This window comes from Catenulispora yoronensis, from assembly GCF_039531695.1.
GTDB lineage: Bacteria > Actinomycetota > Actinomycetes > Streptomycetales > Catenulisporaceae > Catenulispora > Catenulispora yoronensis.
Genome location: NZ_BAAAQN010000008.1, coordinates 46105 through 63890 on the forward strand (window position 1 = coordinate 46105; position 17786 = coordinate 63890).

14 protein-coding genes are annotated in these 17786 nt (G+C 68.4%); 7 read left to right on the forward strand and 7 right to left on the reverse strand.

The window, feature by feature from the left end; genetic code table 11:
• Window positions 1–7: 7 nt before the first annotated feature.
• The 5 genes from ABD481_RS09240 to ABD481_RS09260 all read left to right on the forward strand — a co-directional run bounded on the left by ABD481_RS09240 (window position 8) and on the right by ABD481_RS09260 (window position 5687).
• Window positions 8–772, forward strand: a complete 765-nt coding sequence (locus tag ABD481_RS09240; RefSeq protein WP_344665142.1) for a hypothetical protein — start codon at window positions 8–10, stop codon at window positions 770–772.
• Between the two features lie 296 nt (window positions 773–1068).
• Window positions 1069–1776, forward strand: coding sequence for an HAD family hydrolase (locus ABD481_RS09245; RefSeq protein ID WP_344665143.1), 708 nt, complete (start codon window positions 1069–1071; stop codon window positions 1774–1776).
• Window positions 1773–2849, forward strand: a complete 1077-nt coding sequence (locus ABD481_RS09250; RefSeq protein WP_344665144.1) for a pyridoxal phosphate-dependent aminotransferase — start codon at window positions 1773–1775, stop codon at window positions 2847–2849. Before ABD481_RS09245 ends, ABD481_RS09250 begins: the two co-directional genes overlap by 4 nt.
• A 127-nt stretch (window positions 2850–2976) precedes the next feature.
• Complete coding sequence (gene hisD, locus ABD481_RS09255; protein WP_344665145.1) at window positions 2977–4296, forward strand: histidinol dehydrogenase; 1320 nt, start codon at window positions 2977–2979, stop codon at window positions 4294–4296.
• Window positions 4297–4355: 59 nt separating this feature from the next.
• Window positions 4356–5687: a hypothetical protein gene (locus tag ABD481_RS09260; RefSeq protein WP_344665146.1), complete on the forward strand. Its 1332-nt coding sequence runs from the start codon at window positions 4356–4358 to the stop codon at window positions 5685–5687.
• 1022 nt (window positions 5688–6709) lie between these two features.
• Here the strand turns inward: ABD481_RS09260 and ABD481_RS09265 are convergent.
• From ABD481_RS09265 to ABD481_RS09285, 5 genes are all read right to left on the reverse strand, one after another.
• Window positions 6710–9736 (reverse strand): tetratricopeptide repeat protein, encoded by a 3027-nt coding sequence (locus ABD481_RS09265; RefSeq protein ID WP_344665147.1) that lies wholly within the window; start codon window positions 9734–9736, stop codon window positions 6710–6712.
• Window positions 9737–9743: 7 nt separating this feature from the next.
• Window positions 9744–10148, reverse strand: a complete 405-nt coding sequence (locus tag ABD481_RS09270) for a hypothetical protein (protein ID WP_344665148.1) — start codon at window positions 10146–10148, stop codon at window positions 9744–9746.
• A 340-nt stretch (window positions 10149–10488) separates the two neighbouring features.
• On the reverse strand, window positions 10489–11157 hold the full coding sequence (locus tag ABD481_RS09275; RefSeq protein WP_344665149.1) for a response regulator: 669 nt from the start codon (window positions 11155–11157) through the stop codon (window positions 10489–10491).
• Window positions 11158–11217: 60 nt separating this feature from the next.
• Window positions 11218–12426, reverse strand: a complete 1209-nt coding sequence (locus ABD481_RS09280; RefSeq protein ID WP_344665150.1) for a sensor histidine kinase — start codon at window positions 12424–12426, stop codon at window positions 11218–11220.
• A complete protein-coding gene (locus ABD481_RS09285) occupies window positions 12342–12557 on the reverse strand; it encodes a hypothetical protein (protein ID WP_344665151.1) in 216 nt (71 codons plus the stop codon). The genes ABD481_RS09280 and ABD481_RS09285 overlap by 85 nt, the downstream gene beginning before the upstream one ends.
• 130 nt (window positions 12558–12687) lie before the next feature.
• On the opposite strand from ABD481_RS09285, the gene ABD481_RS09290 reads away from it, so the two are divergent.
• Together ABD481_RS09290 and ABD481_RS09295 are read left to right on the forward strand one after the other, a co-directional pair.
• A complete protein-coding gene (locus ABD481_RS09290; protein WP_344665152.1) occupies window positions 12688–13629 on the forward strand; it encodes an ATP-binding cassette domain-containing protein in 942 nt (313 codons plus the stop codon).
• Window positions 13626–14417, forward strand: coding sequence for an ABC transporter permease (locus ABD481_RS09295; RefSeq protein WP_344665153.1), 792 nt, complete (start codon window positions 13626–13628; stop codon window positions 14415–14417). Before ABD481_RS09290 ends, ABD481_RS09295 begins: the two co-directional genes overlap by 4 nt.
• 91 nt (window positions 14418–14508) lie before the next feature.
• On the opposite strand, the gene ABD481_RS09300 is transcribed toward ABD481_RS09295, so the two are convergent.
• Complete coding sequence (locus tag ABD481_RS09300; RefSeq protein ID WP_344665154.1) at window positions 14509–14916, reverse strand: hypothetical protein; 408 nt, start codon at window positions 14914–14916, stop codon at window positions 14509–14511.
• Window positions 14917–15094: 178 nt separating this feature from the next.
• Window positions 15095–17782, reverse strand: a complete 2688-nt coding sequence (locus tag ABD481_RS09305; protein ID WP_344665155.1) for a LuxR C-terminal-related transcriptional regulator — start codon at window positions 17780–17782, stop codon at window positions 15095–15097.
• Window positions 17783–17786: the final 4 nt, after the last annotated feature.

Genomic DNA, 17786 nt, shown 5'->3' on the forward strand with positions numbered 1-17786 from the left:
GCCGACCATGGAGACGATCTACCAGACCTGGGACGAGATCCTCGCCCTCTTCGCACAGCGCGGCTTCCCCGAGGAGAGCTCCGAGAACCTCGACGAGGAGGAGTACATCCTGCACCCGGGCCCGGCGGCCCTTCCCGGTTCCCTGTGGCTGGACGACCACCAGTACCGCTACCAGAACCCGTGGATCAAGGCCGGCGGCCGCCCCCAGTACGACGACATCGACGGCGCCGTCACCGGCTACGTCATCGACGGCGACCTCCACGTCGACGGCAACATCGTCAACCTCGACTACGGCAGCCCCTCCCTGGTCGTCCTCGGCGATCTGAAAGCCGCCAACCTCGTCCTCACCGGGACCTCCCGTCTGCTTGTCCAGGGCGACGTCGAGGTCGAGACCTTCATAGGCAACTCCACCGACCAATACGTCGAAGTCCGCGGCGATTTCCGCGCCAAGGCGACCGTGCTGTGGGACGAGTTCGTCCCCGAGGTCCGTGGCCGGCTTCTCGGCCGGGTCGTGGCACCGGGGTACCTGCTCCCCGGCTCGGGCCTGACCATCGACGACGCGGCCCAGGGCACGGCCCTGTCCGAACTCCTGGTGCCGGAAATCCTTCTCGGCGAGAACGGCGCCGGCGAGCCCGACCCCTCCGGCGACGACACTTACCTCGCCGAAGCCGGCCTGCGCTACCGGGTCATGATCTATCGGATATTGGCCGGACTGCCGATCATTCGCGGCGGCCGCACGGTCCTTCCGCTGGAGGAGCTGCCGGCGGAGTGATCTTCTGGACGATCCTCCGGATAGAGAGGAATACCTCTATCGGGTTTGAGATTCTCTTTGCGGATTCCGACATAGTCCGGAACCGGCCCCGGGTTATCGCCCCATCGGTCCGCGAACCCCCTCTCGCCCGGAGTATCGTCCGGTCCCGAACGCCGCCGACCGGCGGCCGGCTCTCCGCCGCCGGTCAGCAGTGGTGTGCCCGAAGAATCCCGCTCCGCTCCGGCTGCCCGGCGCGGCTTGTCTCAGGTGGAGGACACCGGGCCCGGGGCCAGGAGGTGCCGGGTAGACTCCCGCCCATGTTGTTCCTGGGCCGGTTGGCGGTTCCCGATAGTATTAAAGCGCTGCTCTTTGATATGGACGGGGTTGTGCTCGACACGCTCGCGGTGGAGGTCATTATGGCCCCCAAGCTGTTGCGGGAAGTCGTGCATCATGATTTCACTTTGCCCGAAGACGTCATCCGCGCCAACTTTCCCTATGACGTGCCCGAATTCTGGCGGCGAGTGGCGGCCGCCGTGGGCCACGAGGCGACGGAGAAGGAGGTGGACCGGTTGACGGAAGCGCTGAACGAGGTCCGCCACACCGTCTCCCCGCCGGTGCACGCCGGCATCGTCGAGATCATCGACGCGGCCCGCGCCGCCGGCCTGGCCACCGGCCTGGTGTCGAACAACCCCACCCCGGACATCCTGTCCATGCTCGACGCCGCCGAGCTGCGCGGCTGCTTCGACATCGTCGTCGGCAACGACATCGAGGGCCTGCGGAAGAAGCCCGCGCCGGACCCGTACCTGGAGGGCGCCCGCCGGCTCGGCCTCGCCCCCGAGCTCTGCGTCGCCATCGAGGACTCGCTCCTCGGCGCCGAGGCCGCCTCGACCGCCGGGTGCTACACGGTCGGCGTCGCCACCGGCGCGTGCGACTTCGCCACCCTCGACGCCGCGAAGCACGTCGACGTCGCCTACGCCGGCTTCGGCGAGCAGCCCCCGGCCCGGATGGAAGGTGCACTGGCATGAGCGCGCTCGTGACGAACCCCCACGTACTCGCGGCCGCGCAATACGTGCCCGAGTGGATCGGGGTCGACCGCACCCGGTTCATCTGTCTGGACCGCAACGAGTGCACCCAGCCGATGTCCAACACCGTGTCCGCGGCGCTCGTCCAGCAGGTGACCAAGGGCGTGAACCTCTACCCCGACGACACGCTGGCCTACGCGCCGCTGGCGGAGTACTGCGGGGTCCCCGAGTCGTTCCTGCTCGCCACCAACGGCTCCGACCAGGCCATCGACCTCGTCATGCGCTGCTTCCTCGGCCCCGGCGACCGGCTGCTCCTGGCCATGCCCGGCTTCAGCGTGTTCAAGCTGGTCGCCGAGCTGACCGGGGCCACGCTGCAGGAAGTGCCGTTCGTCGGCGACCAGCTCGAGTTCCCCTACGAGGACTTCTCCGCCGCGCTCGCGTCGCGGCCCCGGGCGATCGTGTTCATCAACCCCAACAACCCGACGGGGACCCCGGTCGACCTCGCCTACATCGAGCAGACCGCCGCCGACCACCCGGACCTCCCGGTGATCGTGGACGAGGCGTACTTCGAGTTCACCGGCAGCACCGTGGCGCCGCTGATCGCCACCCATCGCAACATCATCGTCCTGCGGACCTTCTCCAAGGCCTTCGCCATGGCCGGACTGCGGTTCGGCTACGTCATCGCGGCACCCGAGATCATCAAGCAGCTCGCGAAGATCCGTAATCCGTTCGACGTCAACTCCCTGGCGGTGACCGCCGCCATCGCACAGCTCCAGGCGATAGACGAAGTGCGCCGCTACGTCGACGAGACCATGCAGAGCGTCAAGCCGGACGTCGTGCGGTTCCTCACCGATCGCGGCCTGACCTTCGTCGACGGCGCCGCGAACTTCCTGCTGGTCCGGCCGAGGAACTCCGCCGCGGCGGTGCGCCATCTCGGCGACGCCGGCGTCCTGGTCCGGTCGATGTCGCAGCCGCCGCTGAACGGCACGTTCCGCGTCAGCATGGGCACGCGGGACGAGATGGACCGGTTCCGCGACGTCTTCGACGAGTACCTCAAGGCCGGCCTCGATGAGTGACCGGTCCGGCGACGAGGGCCGGCGGCCTGCCGCGGCTCTGCGATCGAAGGTGACGGCGAAGTACTCTTACACCGCTCTGTGCCACGGCTCCGTGCTGATGAACGTGCCCGGGAGATAGGAAATTCTGATGCAGGTCAAGATTAACCGGTTCACACTCCGTGAGCTCGCTCCGGAGGCCCGGCGGCAGGTCATGGTGCGGGCGCAGGGCGACTTCGCATCGGTCGAGGAGCGCACGCGCGAGATCATCGAGAACGTCCGCGCGCGCGGCGACGAGGCGCTGCTGGAGTACACCGAGCGCTTCGACGGCGCCAAGCTCGACGCGAGCCGCCTGCTGGTCACCCCCGAGGAGTTCGACGAGGCCGAGCGCCTGGTCGAGCCGGCCCTGAAGACCGCCATCGAGCAGGCGGTGGCCAACGTCCGCCGCCACCACCGCGCCCAGCTGCCCCCGCCCAGCTGGATGGAGGAGTTCCAGCCCGGCGTCATCTCCGGCGAGCGCGTCGTCCCGATCGCCTCCGCGGGTCTTTACGTGCCCCGCGGCAAGGGCTCCTTCCCCTCGGTGATGATGATGCTCGCCGTCCCGGCCGTCCTGGCCGAGGTCCCGCACATCGCGGTCTGCACGCCGCCCGGCCCCGACGGCACCATCGACGCCGCGACCCTGGTCACCGCGCGCCTGTGCGGCGTCGAGCGCATCTTCAAGATGGGCGGCGCCCAGGCCGTGGCCGCCTTCGCCTTCGGGACCGAGAGCGTGGACCGCGTCGACAAGATCGTCGGCCCCGGCAACCAGTACGTCAGCGCCGCCAAGCGCCTGCTCTACGGCCAGATCGACCCCGGCCTGCCCGCCGGCCCCAGCGAGTCCATCGTCCTGTGCGACGGCCACGCCGACCCCGAGGTCGCGGCCCGCGAACTGCTGGTCGAGGCCGAGCACGGCCCGGACTCCGCCGCCCTGCTCGTCACCGACTCCACCGCCCTGGCCGACCAGGTCGAGCAGCTGATCCCGGGCCTGCTCGCCAAGCTCCCGGAGAAGCGCCGCGAGTTCTGCGAGTCCGTCCTGGCCGGCTACGGCGGCATCGTGATCGCCGAGGACCTCGACGACTCCATCGCCTTCACCAACGACTACGCCCCCGAGCACCTGCGAGTCCTGGTCCAGCAGCCCTTCGAGATCCTCAGCCGCCTGGTCAACGCCGGCGAGGTGCTGCTCGGCGAGAACACCTCGATCGCCTTCGGCAACTTCGCGATCGGCCTCAACGCCATCCTCCCGACCGGCGGCGGCGCCCGCAGCCACTCCTGCGTCGGCATCGAGGAGTTCGTGAAGCGCTCCTCCTTCGCCTACGTCACCGACCAGGGCGCCCGCACCCTCGGCCCGATCGCCATCGAGCTGGCGAAGTACGAAGGCTTCCCCGGCCACCGCGAAGCGGCCCAGTACATCTACGACCGCACGACCAAGTAAGCAGCGACGGCGGAGCCGCCACGCCCGGCTCCGCCACCCGCCCGAGGCGAGGAAGTCCGTTGGAACAGAGTCTGCACCGCCGTCTGCTCGAAGTGACGATCGGCGGCTCCGGCAAGAACGCGTCAGAGATCGACCCGCGCCGCCGCGACGAGGTCTTCGCCGAATACGTCGGCAAGGCCCTCCCCGACGTCCCCCTCGACCACATCGAGACCCTGGTCACCGGCGCCTCCCTCAACTCGGTCTGCGCGAGCTGCTCCATCGACGGCCGCAAATACCTGCTGAAGGTCCACATCGAGTCCGGCGCCGAGGGCCAGGGCCGCAGCACCCTGGGCGTCGGCCACGAATACGAGAACGCCGAACTCCTCGAACAAGCGGGCTTCCCGATCGTGGCCCCCTACCTCCGAGGCCAGAACCCGGACTTCCCCCTCCTCGCCTACCCCTGGGTCGACTCCGACACCCTGTTCGACAAGCTGGAGCAGTCCTACACCCTGGGCCACTCCACCCTCACCCCCGACGACCTCACCCGCTTCGAGACGATGAACACCATCGTGGGCCAGGTGACCGACCGCTCCATACGCGAAGTCCCCACCGCCGAAGCCCTGAAGGCACCAGTCCAAGCCCTGTTCCTGAACAGATTCGCCCCCGGCGGCCGCATCGACGACTGGTACCACCCCACAACAGTCTTCGAACTCCCGTCCCCCGACGGCACCAAACTCCCCCTGCCCTGGGAAACCGTCAAAAACGCCCACTGGCAGATCAACGGCCGCCGCCACAACATCCCCCTCACCCAAGTGATCACCGAAGCCCGCCAAGCCCTGTCCCACCAAGACGAACCAACGGCCTTCACCACCATCTCCCACGGCGACGACCACGCCGGCAACGTCTTCCTCTCCGCCCCCGACCCCACCGGCCACCCCACCGCCCGCCTCTTCGACCCAGCCTTCGCCGGCGAAAACCCCGCAATCCTCGCCCACGTAAAGGCCTTCGCCCACACCGGCCTCCTCCCCATGGCGGGCATGTACTACAACGCCCACCTCCCAGCCACCTACACCTACGACCCCACCGAAAACCTGATCCACACCAACCTCGACTTCCAATCCACCCCCCTGTCCACCACCCACCACACCCTCGCCCAACAAATCATCGACACCCGCCTCCTCCCCACCCTCACCACCCTGACAAAAAACGGCGCCAACCTCCCCCTCGAACTCACCCGCCTCCGCACCGCCCTAGTAGCCTGCGCCCTCCTGACAGTCAACATCCCCCTGCTCCTAGCAGCCGGCGACGGCCGAGCCCTGGGCCTACTACCAATGGCAATCATGTCCTACACCCTGACCGGCCTACCCTCCCTCGACTACCTCCGCGATGAAGTGGAACGACTGCAGAGCTGAGGGCACCCAACGAGAGCGCAGCGCAGCGGCCAACGGCCTCCGAACCGACGACCGCAAGCCCAAAGCACTGCCCTGCGACCAACCACCGCCAAGCCGACGCGGGCTCCTCGCCATGCAAGGTCGACCGCCCGGCAGCCGACACAGCTGCCCCGCCGCAAAAAAGCTCCCGATCGGCGACAACTCTGCCGCAAGACGAACCTCGATCGGCGGCAGCCTCGCCGCAAAAGGACCCTCGATCGGCGGCAGCCTCGCTGCAAAACGGACTCCCGATCAGCGGCAGCCCCGCCACAAAAGAGACTTCCGATCGGCGGCAGCCTCGCGGCAAAAGGACTCACTATCGGCGGCAGCCTCGCCGCGAAAAGGGCTCTCAGTCGGCGACAGCCCCGCCGCAAAAGGACTCTCAATCGCTGGCAGCCTTGCTGCAAAAGGGACTCCCGATCGGCGGCAGCCTCGCCGCAAAAAGACTCCCAATCGGCGGCAGCACGTCCACGCATAGCCTTGCGACCAACCGGCATCCCTGCCCCATAGGTCTCCTAACCGGCAGCCGCAAGCCTGAAACACCACCCCGGGCCCCCGAGATTGTCAGTCCCCTGCCTGGGTTTTTGGTTTGTTCTCCTCGGTCACGTCGGCAGGGCTTTGCCTACAGTACCGTCGACCAGGTGTCAAGTTCATGCAAGCGCAACCGCAGCGCTAGAACAACAAGGTTCCGGCATGGACTTGATACCTGGGCGGCGGTGCTGTACCCGTAGGGCTGCCGACGTGAGCGAGGGGAACAAACCCCCACCTCACAAACCGCCAGCGCAGGGACTAACCGGGCCCACCTATGTACTAGCGCCAGTTCTCCGAGGGATCAGAGGCCCTCGCCGGAGGCGCCTGCCTTACCCAGCTTTTGCCTTTGACTGGCCTTTGCCTTTGACTTTGGCATTGACTAACTGCCGCCTTCGTCGCCTCCTCCGTCGCCTTCGCCTCCTTCACCCTCGCCCCCGCCTCTAGCCTTAACCACCCTCTCCCAACGCTCCCCCCTAGGGAAAGTTAAGCGCCAAAGCAGGCGCATAACCCCGCCGCCCCCTCACCACATCAATCATCCGCTCCTCCGGCCCCAACTCATACTTCTTCGCCAGCTTCTGCGCCTGCTTCAACAACGAGTTGGCATCCCGATGCCTCCCCAACCTCCGCAACGCCAACGCCTTGGCCAACGAACTCTGCACCATACAATGCTTCAAACTCAACCCCCGATAATGCGCATCAGCAGCGTCATACAACCCCAGATCCGTCTCCCCACCCACACTCCGCAACTCCGCGAGCGAAAGCCTCGCGTGCGCCACCTCAGTCGAACTCTTCGTCTTCTCAAACTGCTCAAGCGCCTCCTCATAAGCCGCCCGCGCCGACTCCATCCGCTCCGCCGCGAACTCGGCCTGCCCGATCCCCAGCAGCGCCCACCCCTCACTCCGCCGATCACCCAACTTCAAACACAACTCCAACCCCACCCGATGATGATCCAGCGCCGCGTCGAACCTCCCCGTCAACCGGCAAACCTCCCCCAACCCCCACAACGCATAAGCCCGCCGCTCCACATTCCCAATCGAATCAGCATGCTCCAGCGACGAAGCATAAGCAGTCTCCGACGTCCCCCAAGCCCCCAACAGCCTGTTAACCTCCCCGATCCCGAACTCCGCCTCCGCGAGCCCGGTCCGATCGAACAACGTCGAATACGAATCCCGCGCATTCCCATACCGCTCCAACGCCTGCGCATAGTCAGCGTGAAGCCGGTCCAACTTCCCCAACCCCAGACTCGCCCACGCGAACTCATTCAGCTCCGCATGATCGCTGGCCCCCTCGACCAGCGCCGCAGCCTCCTGATAGTGCCGAATAGCCGCGTCATAATCACTCGCCAGCCGACAGCTGTCCCCAAGCCGCCGCAACAACGCCGCTTTCTCACCCGGCACCTGCGTCGTCTGCGCCGCGTGCGCCCAGTGCTGCCGCGCAGCGCTGTACTCCCCACGCATCGTCGAACAACTGGCCTGCAGAATATTCAGCTCCCGCGCCACCGACTTCCGCAGCTCCGCACTCTTCTCAGCCCGCTCGACGATGTCCCCGAGCACCTGCTCAAGCTCATCCACCGACCCGCTCGCAATGAGGCTCTCCCGCCGCTGATACAGCAGCTCCAGCGCATCCTCCAGCGCCTCCGACTGAACAAGCAGCCGAGCCCCCTCCAGCGCACTCCCCTTCTCCCGGCAGAAGTGCGCCGCCCGCAGCCGGGTGTCGTAGACCTGACGCCGATCCGACGACGTCAGCATCGCCATCCGCGTATCAGAGTGGATGTAGTACCCCTCCTGACTGGTCCGGATCAGCGGCGGATTCCGTTGCAGCTTCTCAAAAGTCGCCGAGAACCCATCCACATCGGAGATCTCCTCCAACTCCACCCGCGACACCGGCCGGTCCATCACCGCGACCGCCAGCAGAACGCCTCGCTGCCGCTCAGGCAACCTCGCGTAGTTCTCTATCCAGTACCGCTGAAGCTTTTCAGTACCCGCCGGCCCGTCCTGACCGTCCAGCACCTTCCGCCGCCACTCAGGACTCCGCGCGACCTCCTCGACGCACAAGATATTGGTCGCCAGCTTCGCGATGTTCCCCAACGACACGTGATCCGTCTCGACGTCGTACAGCCGCAGGAACTCCGCGATCTCGTGCCCCGCGAACCCGTTCGCCTCGACCACCGGAGCCCCGATCCCCATCGGCGGCTGGTGGTGCGAGTTGAACAAGACCTTCGACCGGCCCAACTTCGCCGCCGATTCCAGATCGACGAGCAGCTTCAGCAGCTCCTCGTCCTCGGTGTCGGCCACCGCGTGCAGGTTCTCGACGATCATGATCACCCGATGCGTGCGCACCGCATGAAGCAGCTCCACCGCCGCCTTCGAGTGATCCCTGAGGAAGCCGGACTCCAGACACTCCCTGATCGGCTCGAAACAGCTCTTGGAAACGAGCAGATGCATCGACAGCGCCTGGATCAGCATCGCGCTGCTGCGATTCCTCACCAGGCTGAAGTCGTACCTGACGATCGACGTACCAGGATCCTGCGCCGCGAGATCGTGCGCCGCCTCGACGCACACCGACGTCTTCCCCGAGCCCGCCGCGCCGTGCACGAAGACACTCGCCAGATCACTGCCCAACAGCGTCTCGATCGTCTCGACGATCTCCCGCCCTCGCAGGAACCGATTCGGCAGCTCGGGCACCGACAACTCTTCAGCCAGCACCGCCAGCGTAGGGTTCCGCGCCGTAATGAAACGTGCCGCGCGAGCGTGCCATTCATGCGCCATAGCCCTGAGATCGATCCCGAGTCCCAAAGCCGTGACCGTCTCACGATCCAGCTCCGCGGCCTCGCCGGTCATGACCTCGCGCTCGCGGTACCCGACGACCGACCCGATGATCTCGCCGTTCGCCATGTTCATGACCGGGCCGCCGCTTTGGCCTTCGGCGCGCACGACATAAGAAATATGGTGCCTGCGCTTCTCAGCCATATGCCGGACGTAGTTCCCCTTGAACAACGCGAGCTTCAGGGAACTCTGATCCATCATCGTGAACCCGTAGACGTGGAGCTCGGCGTCGCTGAGGTCGTCGCGGGACGCTCTCCCGCGACCGTTCAACGGCAGGTACGCGGCCGGGCTGTAGTCGACCTTAAGCAGAGCCCAGTCGGCCTTCGGATCACACCACTCCGCACGGGCATGCGCCGCCACCGTGACCGAGCTCATCAGCCCTGTCGCGCCGGCCCCCGCAACCCCGTCACCGAGCTCGGCAGCCTCTTCCGCCTCCGCCCCATCGAACTCGACCCCATCGAACTCCGGCGTATCGAACTCAATAGTGAGGTCGAAGTCCTCCTCGCCGACCAGGAACCGATGCTTCATCGAGTGGAACGCCGTGATCAGGTATCCACTGTCATCGATGAAGAACCCCGTGCACACGCTGTCCGGATCGGCCTCGGGGTCCTTCACCCGCACCACCGAGTGGCGTATCTGCTCCGTGACGAATTCCTGGAGCGGCGATCGGCTCACGGCACTGTCACTCCACTTCGGCGGTGGCCGTTTCTTCATCAGGACAAAGGTTGTCCAGCTTGCGCCGGGTGTACAGCAGGACCGCGGTGGTGAGCGGATCCACCTCGCCCGGGAGGTTGGCCGCCTGGAGCGCCGCGCTCGTCACGGCGATGAGGCCGATCTCCGTAGCCTCCCGGCGGCCCTTCTCGATCCTCGCGTAGCCGAGCTTCTCGCACAGCAGGGTCTGAAGCAGCGAGCGCGACTGCGTGCACCACTGGTCGAAGATCGCGGCCAGCTTGTCCGGAGAGGGGATCTTGACGCCGGTCAGCACGAGATCCTCGTCCTGATTCGCCATGAACCCGCTATACCAATTCACCAGAGCCTGATCCGAATCGGCCAACATCTGGGCGATCGCAGTCTCTTCGACGTCCATGGTGGGTTCTCTCCGTGAGATGCCTGGATTAAATGCGTGCTGCGGAGGATTTCACAACAAGGGTTTCACGATGGGGACCCGGCCCGCCGTCCCGGCCCGGACGTCGCGGAACGATGTACGCGCCGACGATCGGAGAGTCCCGGCCCACGCGCGTCACCGATCACGGCGTCCCCCTGTCGACGGCGTTTCACAGCATCCTTATTCGGCAGCATACCAGCGTGAGTGCGCCGCCGAGGTGCGGAATGCGAGGGCCATTAGTCGGCCGACGTGCCATTCGGGATCGTAATGGCGCACCACATCGAATGAGGGGATACCGGCCAGGCCGAGGTGATATCCCGGCTCACCCGCCGACCAGCCCGCCGCGGTGCGCCAGGATCACCAACTGCACGCGGTCGCGGGCGTCGAGCTTGCCGAGCATGCGCGTCACGTGGGTCTTCACCGTGGCGGTGCTGATGAACAGCTTCTGGGCGATCTCGCTGTTGGACAAGCCCTCGGCGACGAGCAGCAGGACCTGGCGTTCCCGGTCGCTCAGGCTGCCGAGCGCCGGCACGAGCCCTTCGGCCGCGGGACGCCGGGCGGCCGGGGGCCGGGTGAAGTCGGCGATCAGCCGCCGGGTGACGCTGGGCGCGATGAGGGCGTCGCCGGTCGCGACAACACGGATGCCGGCGAGGATGTCGGCCAGCGGCTGGTCCTTGACCAGGAACCCCGACGCGCCGGCCCGCAGGGCGGCATAGACGTGGTCGTCCTCGTCGAACGTGGTGAGAATCAGGACCCTGGTAGGCGCGGCCTCGGGGGCGGCGAGAATCCGGTGCGTGGCCTCGATGCCGTCCATGACGGGCATGCGGATGTCCATGACGACGACATCCGGGCGCTGCTCGGCGGCCAGCCGGACGGCTTCGGCGCCGGTGCCCGCCTCACCGGCCGGCTCCAGGTCGACGGCCGAGTCGATGACCATCCTGAGAGCGGTGCGGACCAGGGGCTGGTCGTCGGCGAGCAGGACGCGGATCATTTCGGGTTTCCCAACGGGCCATGGTGCACGAAGTCGATAGTTCCAACCCACATCAATGCTCTACTCCACCACCCCACCCAATCCCACCGACCCACCCGATCTCACCGCCTCCACCCCCGCCACCGACCTACCCGACTCGACCGACCCGACCGATCCCACCACCCCACCCGACCCGACCAAACCACTCCCCGCCACCCCCACCGGCAACCGCGCCACCACCCGAAATCCACTCCCAGCCCCACCCCCCGCCCCAGCCCCCGCCGCGAACTCCCCACCCAGCAGCCCGACCCGCTCCCGAATCCCGATCAATTTATACCCCGTTTCCGCCGAAACGCCTGTTCCACCCTTCGCCCCACCACTTATTCCCTCGTCCGTAACCTCGATCCGCAGCTCCCCCTCCTCGCACCGCACCACCACCCGACACCGATCCGTACCCGCATGCCGCACCACATTCGTCACCGACTCCTGCACAATCCGGTACGCCGCCAGCTCGATCTCCGCCGGCAACGCCCTCCGCTCCCCGCCAGGCGCTGTCTCCATCGCCATTTCCAACTCCACCCGCACCCCCGCGGCCGTGGTCTCCGCAGCCAGCCGCTCCAAATCCCCCAGCCCCGGCATCGGCGCCGTCCCCTCCGAATCAGCGTCCCGCGACCGCAGCGACGTCAGCATCCGCCGGAGTCCCGACAGCGTCTCGCGACTGGACGACTCGATCGCCTCCACCGCCTGCCGCGCCTTGTCCGGCTCGGCATCGAGGAGCATCACCGCCGCCCCGGCCTGCAACGCGATCACCCCGACCGTGTGCGCGACCATGTCGTGCACCTCCCGCGCGATCCGCAGCCGCTCCGTCGTCGCGGCCTGGGCCGCCTCGTGCTCGCTGAGGGCGAGCGTGTGCTCGCGGGTCTGCCGCAGCGCGTCGCCGAGGAGCCACACGACGACCGCCGCCAGTGCCACCGCGACCTGCGTCGGCACCACCACCGGCCAGCCCTGCATCGCCCGGTTCAGGCCGTAGGCGATCACCACCGCGAGCGTGATCCCCAGGGCTGTGAGCGAGGTGCGGCGCGGCCGGGTCGCGGCCAGGTGGACCAGCGGTACGGCCACCGTCGTGAACTGGGTGAACGCCACCATCGTCGAGTTGAACGTGAGCGCGGTGCCCACCGCTCCGGCGAGCACGAGCGTGTGCGCCGTCAAGGGTCTGCGATCGACCAGCGCCGCGCCGAGCGCCAGCACGGCCACGGACAGCCCCAGCCCCACCCGCAGCGTCGGGGCCATCCGGACCAGGAGCACTCCGAATCCATGGCGTCGATCAGGACCTCGTAGGCGGTGGAGCTGACCCAGGCCAGCAGGACCCACACCCCGAGCGGGACGCGTCTGAGCAGCGGGCCGGCCGGCGTGGTGGTCATGTCCATGATCGTAGATTCGCGGCCCCGGTTCCGGATCGGCCCAGGGGTGTAAGCCATCGGATTACACCGCGCCCCCGATACGGCTGCCGGGCCGATGCCGGGCCCGGCCGCGACCGGCACCGTTGGTTCCGTGATCGAGATGACCGACCTGACGAAACGCTACGGCGCCAAGCCCGCCGTCGACGGCTTGACCTGCACGGTGCGCCCCGGCCACGTCACGGGCTTCCTCGGGCCGAACGGGGCCGGCAAGTCCACGACGCTGCGGCTGATCCTGGGCCTGAACGCCCCGACCTCCGGGACCGTGACCGTCTCCGGAAAGGTGTTCCGCGACCTGGACCGCGGCCTGCGCCACGCCGGCGGCCTGCTCGACGCCGGCGACGTCCACCCCGGCCGCAACGGCTGGGACCACCTCCAGGCCCTGGCCCGGACCAACGACATCCCGCGCCGTCGGGTGGCCCAGGTGCTGGACGAGGTCGGGCTCGCCGGCGCGGCCAAGCGCCGCATCGGCGGCTACTCCCTCGGCATGCGCCAGCGCCTCGGCATCGCCGCCGCGCTGCTCGGCGACCCGCCGGTGCTGCTGTTCGACGAGCCGCTCAACGGCCTGGACCCCGAAGGCGTCCTGTGGGTCAGGACCCTGTTCCGTCGGCTCGCGGCGGAGGGTCGGACGGTCCTGGTCTCCAGCCATCTGATGACCGAGATGGAGCACACCGCCGACCGCCTGATCGTGATCGGTCGCGGTCGCTTGATCGCCGACGAGCCGGTCGCGGACTTCGCGGCGCGCAGCACCGGAACCTCGGTACAGGTACGTACTCCACACCCGGCCGCGGTGCGTGATCTGCTGGCCGCCGCCGGGGCGGAGGTCACGACCGAGGACGCCGAGACCCTCCGCGTCACCGGTCTCCCCGCGTCGCGAATCAGTGAGCTGGCTTTCGAAGCGCGCCTGCTGCTGCACGAGGTGACGACCCGCACGGCCTCGCTCGAAGCAGCCTTCATGGAACTGACCGCCGCGAGCGTCGAATACGCGGCAAAGGCCGAACACGCCGCCTCCGGCAAGTCGGGAGCCGCCCGATGAAGAACTTCCGCAACCTGCTGGCCGCCGAGTGGATCAAAATGCGGTCCCTGCGCTCGATGCGCTGGGGCCTGCTCATCGGGATCCTCGGCGTGCTGTGGATGAACGTCAACGCGGCTCTGGCCGACTACAGCAACTACCACCCGAGCGACCAGTACCGCCCCGCCGACGGACTCCACGACATCTTCACCAACAACGCCCACATGGTGGCCCTGGTCGTGTTCGGCGTCCTCGGCGCGATCGTGCTGGTGGGGGAGTACAGCACCGGCCTCGTCCGCGGCACCTTCGCCGCCGTGCCCGACCGCCGAGCGGTGGTGGCCGCGAAAGTCGTGGTGACGACCGCCGTCGCGACCGTCACAGGCGTCCTCATGGTCGCCCTGTCCTACCTCGCGACCCAGCTGATCATCGGCGGCCGATACGGCTATCTGAGCCCGCTGCACGAAGGCGTGCCCCAGTTCCTCGCCGCTTCGGTCCTCCTGGTCCCGGTCGCCGCGCTCGTCGGCGTCGGTCTCGGAGCGCTGATCCGCCACAGTGCCAGCACCTCGGTCGCCGTCGTCATGGTGCTGGTCATGCTGCCGAACGTCGTGTTCTCGCACGTCCACGCCTGGATCAACGACCTGCACAACGCGATGCCGTTCTCGGCCTGGCAGCGCCTGATGGAGGGCGATCCCAGGCAGCAGCCGGGCACCTTCGCCGAACCGGGCGTCGGCGGCTCCTGGCTGGTCTACGCGCTGTGGGCGGGAATCTCGGTGCTGATCGCCTTTGTCGTCGTCGAACGGCGGGACGTCTGACGGCTGCGGCTCTCGGCGGCACTGAATAAGACGTCGAATGTCCCTGGCCGGAATTCCGGCCAGGGACATTTCCGCGGCTTTCTGCGGCTTCTTAAAGCGCGGCCTCAAGGAGCGCCTGGATGTGCTTCGTCCGCTCCTCGACGTGGTGGGTGTTGGTGTCCGACTTGTGGTCGAAGGTCAGCACCCCGTCGGCGAAGGTGATCCCCGTCGTGCTGAAGTACTCGTCGCTGTTCTTGATGACGATCTTCGACACGCCCTCGCGCAGCGCGTCCTTCCCCATGTCGTCGGCCCCGATGGTGCCGAGCGCGTCGGCCAGCGGCTGGAAGTACACCTGCGGGAAGTACTCGGCGTACCGGTCGGCGTAGTCCGGGACGGCCAGCTCGTCCCACGCGATCTCGATCGGCACGTCGAACCCGGCCGCCTCGTCGATCCGCGCCTTCCAGCCCGGGTAGTCCTCGTTCTTGAACCGCTCTGCGCTGCGCCGTTCTGCCAGGCCCATTCGAATCTCCAACGTGAGTGTTGCCGTTGTGTTGTTTGAGAGAAAACTGCGGTGCATTCTCTGCGTCTTGAGACGCCCCCGTCTTGAGACGCCCCCGTCTTGAGACGTCCCCGAGTTTCGCGGTCTCCCCGGCGGGGCCACAACGGCAGAACCACGTAGCCGACCACGCAATCACGGCTCAAGGCGTGAGCGGTCGCGACGCCCGTCGGGCATCGAGCAGCGCCCGCGTCAGCGCGGCCCGGTTCGGCACATCAAGCTTGCGATAGATCTGCCGCAGGTGCGACTCCACAGTCCGCACACTCAAGAACAACCGCTCGGCGATCGCGGTATTGGTCATACCCGTACTCACCAAATTGGCGATCTCCCGCTCGCGCGTCGTCAACGGCACCGCGCGATACAACGAATCCGACTGCGCCTCGGCCAGTGCCACCAGCCGCGACCGGTACCGCGCCACCTCGGCCGTCAGCCGCCCCGAGCCGCACTGCTCGGCCAGCAGACCGACCCGGTCCAGCCACCCGGCCACCAGATGTGCCTGCCCCGAACGCAGCGCGAACTCCGCCGCGGCCAACAACGTCCGACACACCTCGATCCGCTCGCCGCGCGCCGTGAACTCCCGAGCCGCCTCCCGGGCCCGCTCCAAGGCTTCCTCGTGCTCCCCGAGCGCGGCATGCGCCCACATCCGCGCCCGCAAAGCGAAAGCCCGCAACGACGGAGGCCGCTCCGGAGCACTCGCCGCGATCGCGGCCCAATGCTCGGCGTCCTCGCTGTCGCCCACCGCCAACGCCGCCTCCGCCAAGGTGTCGCACCACCGCGGACGCCGCCACGCGCTGATCCCCGACAGGTCCTCGCCGACCGCCTCCAACAGCAGCGACCGCGCCCGCAGCGGGTCGCCGGTGAACAAGACGAACTCGGCGTGGAAACAGCGCACCGCCATGGCCCACGTCGTGGACGAGTCACCCGCGACGGCGAGCCCCCGGTCCACCTCCACCACCGCCCGCTCCGCGTCGCCGGGGGCGTCGCGCCAGTACAGCGTCGAAGCACGCAGATTCGCCGCGACCGCCTCCTCCGACGCGTTGACGCCGTGCTCCCCGAGTTCCGCGTGCCGTCGCGCCACCCGGTCCAAGGTGACCAACCCCTGCCGCAGCTTGCCCAACCGGCACTGGGAATTGGCCAGCACGGTCAGCAACGGGCCCTCAAGGTACGTCTGACCGGTGCGCCGCCCCAGCGCCTCGGCCCGCGCCAGATGACGCTCGCTGTCGCTCAGCCGTCCGAGCAGTCCCTCCGTCATCCCCAGTTGCAGCGGTGCGGCGAGGTTCGTCAGCAGCGTGGTGTCCGCCGCGGCGTCGATGAGCTCCGCCGCCCGCGCGGCCCGGGCCAGCGCGGTGGCCTCGTCGCCGGTGAACAGGTGGCCCAGCGCCGACTGCGCCAGGGCATGAGCCTCGCCGACGCGGTCCCCGCAGCGTTCCGCGATGGCGGCCCCGGTCTCGGCGTGCACCCGGGACTTCTCGTAGTCCTGCATGTCGTACGCGGCGTCGGCGAGCTCGGCGTGCAGCGCGGCGGCCGTCGCCGAATCGGCCTCGGCCAGGGCCGCCAGGCCGGACCGGGCCAGCGCGCCGGCCTCGAAGTGCCGGCCGAGACGCCGCTCGATCCGGCTGGAGTCCAGCGCGGCGCCGCCGGGCTGGTCCGACCCGGTCGAGCGGAGCGCGTCCAGCAAGGCCCGGCCCTCGGAGAACTCGCCGGACAGCAGCCGGGCGCGGGCCAGCAGTACCTGCGCCTCGTGCGCGTGGTCCTGCCCCTCGCGCAGCAGCGGCAGGGCGGCCTGGAGATACTCGGCCGCCGTGGCCGGCGAGCTGTAGACGACACCGCGAGCCGCCGCGATCAGTGTCGTGAGATGCTCAGGGTTCTGCGGATCCGCGGCTTTCGTGACGTGCCGCGCGCGCTGCGCCACCGGCGCGCCGTCCTTGGCGAGCGCGTTCGCCGCCCTCCGGTGCAGCGCGAAGCGCAGGCTGGGTTCGAGCCGCTCGTAGACGGCCTCGCCGACGGCGCGGTGCCGCAGCGCCAGGTGCGGCCCGCGTTCGGCCGGCCGGATCAGGTCGGCGTGCGTGAGCCGGTCCAGCGCCCGGACCGCCGCCGCTTCGTCGAGCTCTGCGACGTCGGCCACCAGCGTCACCGGGAACGGTTCGCCGAGCACCGCGGCGGCCCGCACAGCCGCCAGCGCCTCGGCGTCCAGACCGGTCAGCTCGCCGAAGATCGAGGCACCGGCCTCGGCGGTGGCGCCGGTGTCCCGCAGCGCGCTCAGCACTTTGATGTACTGCGGATTCCCAGCGGCCTCCCGGTGGATCTCGTCGGCGTCCGAACGCTCACCGAGCAGGCCCGAGGACTGCTCGCGGGTGAGCGGCTCCAGGGGCGCGAGCCGCAGCAGTCCGGCCGAGGCGTCGGCGAGTGCGGCGGCCGGCCCGGGCGCGAGCTGACGCCGTCGGTAGGCCAGCACGCACAGCACCGGTCCGCTCGCCGTGCAGCGCAGCAGCCGCCCGATCAGGCCCGCCTCGTCCGTCCCGAGCAGATGGAGGTCGTCCACGGTCACCAGGACCGGCCGGCCGGCGGCGGCGTGGGCGCAGACCATCTCCACGACGTGGGCGCAGGCGGCGGGCGTATCAGGGCTTTGGATCAGATCCCCGCCGCGCGCGGCGACCACCGCGATTCCCGCCGCCCGCGCGGTGTCGGCCGCGATCCACAGCAGTGCGCTCTTTCCGATGCCCGGCTCCCCGGGCAGCGCCACCGCCGCTCCCGACCCGGCCTGCAGCCTGTCGAGGGCCGTCCGCAGTGTGCGCAGGTGCCACTCACGTCCGATCAGAGTGTCGACCATGAGG

Bases quoted from the DNA above. Each gene is read 5' to 3' on its own strand.
- ABD481_RS09240 (WP_344665142.1), top strand. From the start codon at position 8: ATGGAGACGATCTACCAGACCTGGGACGAGATCCTCGCCCTCTTCGCA.
- ABD481_RS09245 (WP_344665143.1), top strand. From the start codon at position 1,069: ATGTTGTTCCTGGGCCGGTTGGCGGTTCCCGATAGTATTAAAGCGCTG.
- ABD481_RS09250 (WP_344665144.1), top strand. From the start codon at position 1,773: ATGAGCGCGCTCGTGACGAACCCCCACGTACTCGCGGCCGCGCAATAC.
- hisD (WP_344665145.1), top strand. From the start codon at position 2,977: ATGCAGGTCAAGATTAACCGGTTCACACTCCGTGAGCTCGCTCCGGAG.
- ABD481_RS09270 (WP_344665148.1), bottom strand. From the start codon at position 10,148: ATGGACGTCGAAGAGACTGCGATCGCCCAGATGTTGGCCGATTCGGAT.
- ABD481_RS09275 (WP_344665149.1), bottom strand. From the start codon at position 11,157: ATGATCCGCGTCCTGCTCGCCGACGACCAGCCCCTGGTCCGCACCGCT.
- ABD481_RS09280 (WP_344665150.1), bottom strand. From the start codon at position 12,426: ATGGCCCCGACGCTGCGGGTGGGGCTGGGGCTGTCCGTGGCCGTGCTG.
- ABD481_RS09285 (WP_344665151.1), bottom strand. From the start codon at position 12,557: ATGACCACCACGCCGGCCGGCCCGCTGCTCAGACGCGTCCCGCTCGGG.
- ABD481_RS09295 (WP_344665153.1), top strand. From the start codon at position 13,626: ATGAAGAACTTCCGCAACCTGCTGGCCGCCGAGTGGATCAAAATGCGG.
- ABD481_RS09300 (WP_344665154.1), bottom strand. From the start codon at position 14,916: ATGGGCCTGGCAGAACGGCGCAGCGCAGAGCGGTTCAAGAACGAGGAC.
- ABD481_RS09305 (WP_344665155.1), bottom strand. From the start codon at position 17,782: ATGGTCGACACTCTGATCGGACGTGAGTGGCACCTGCGCACACTGCGG.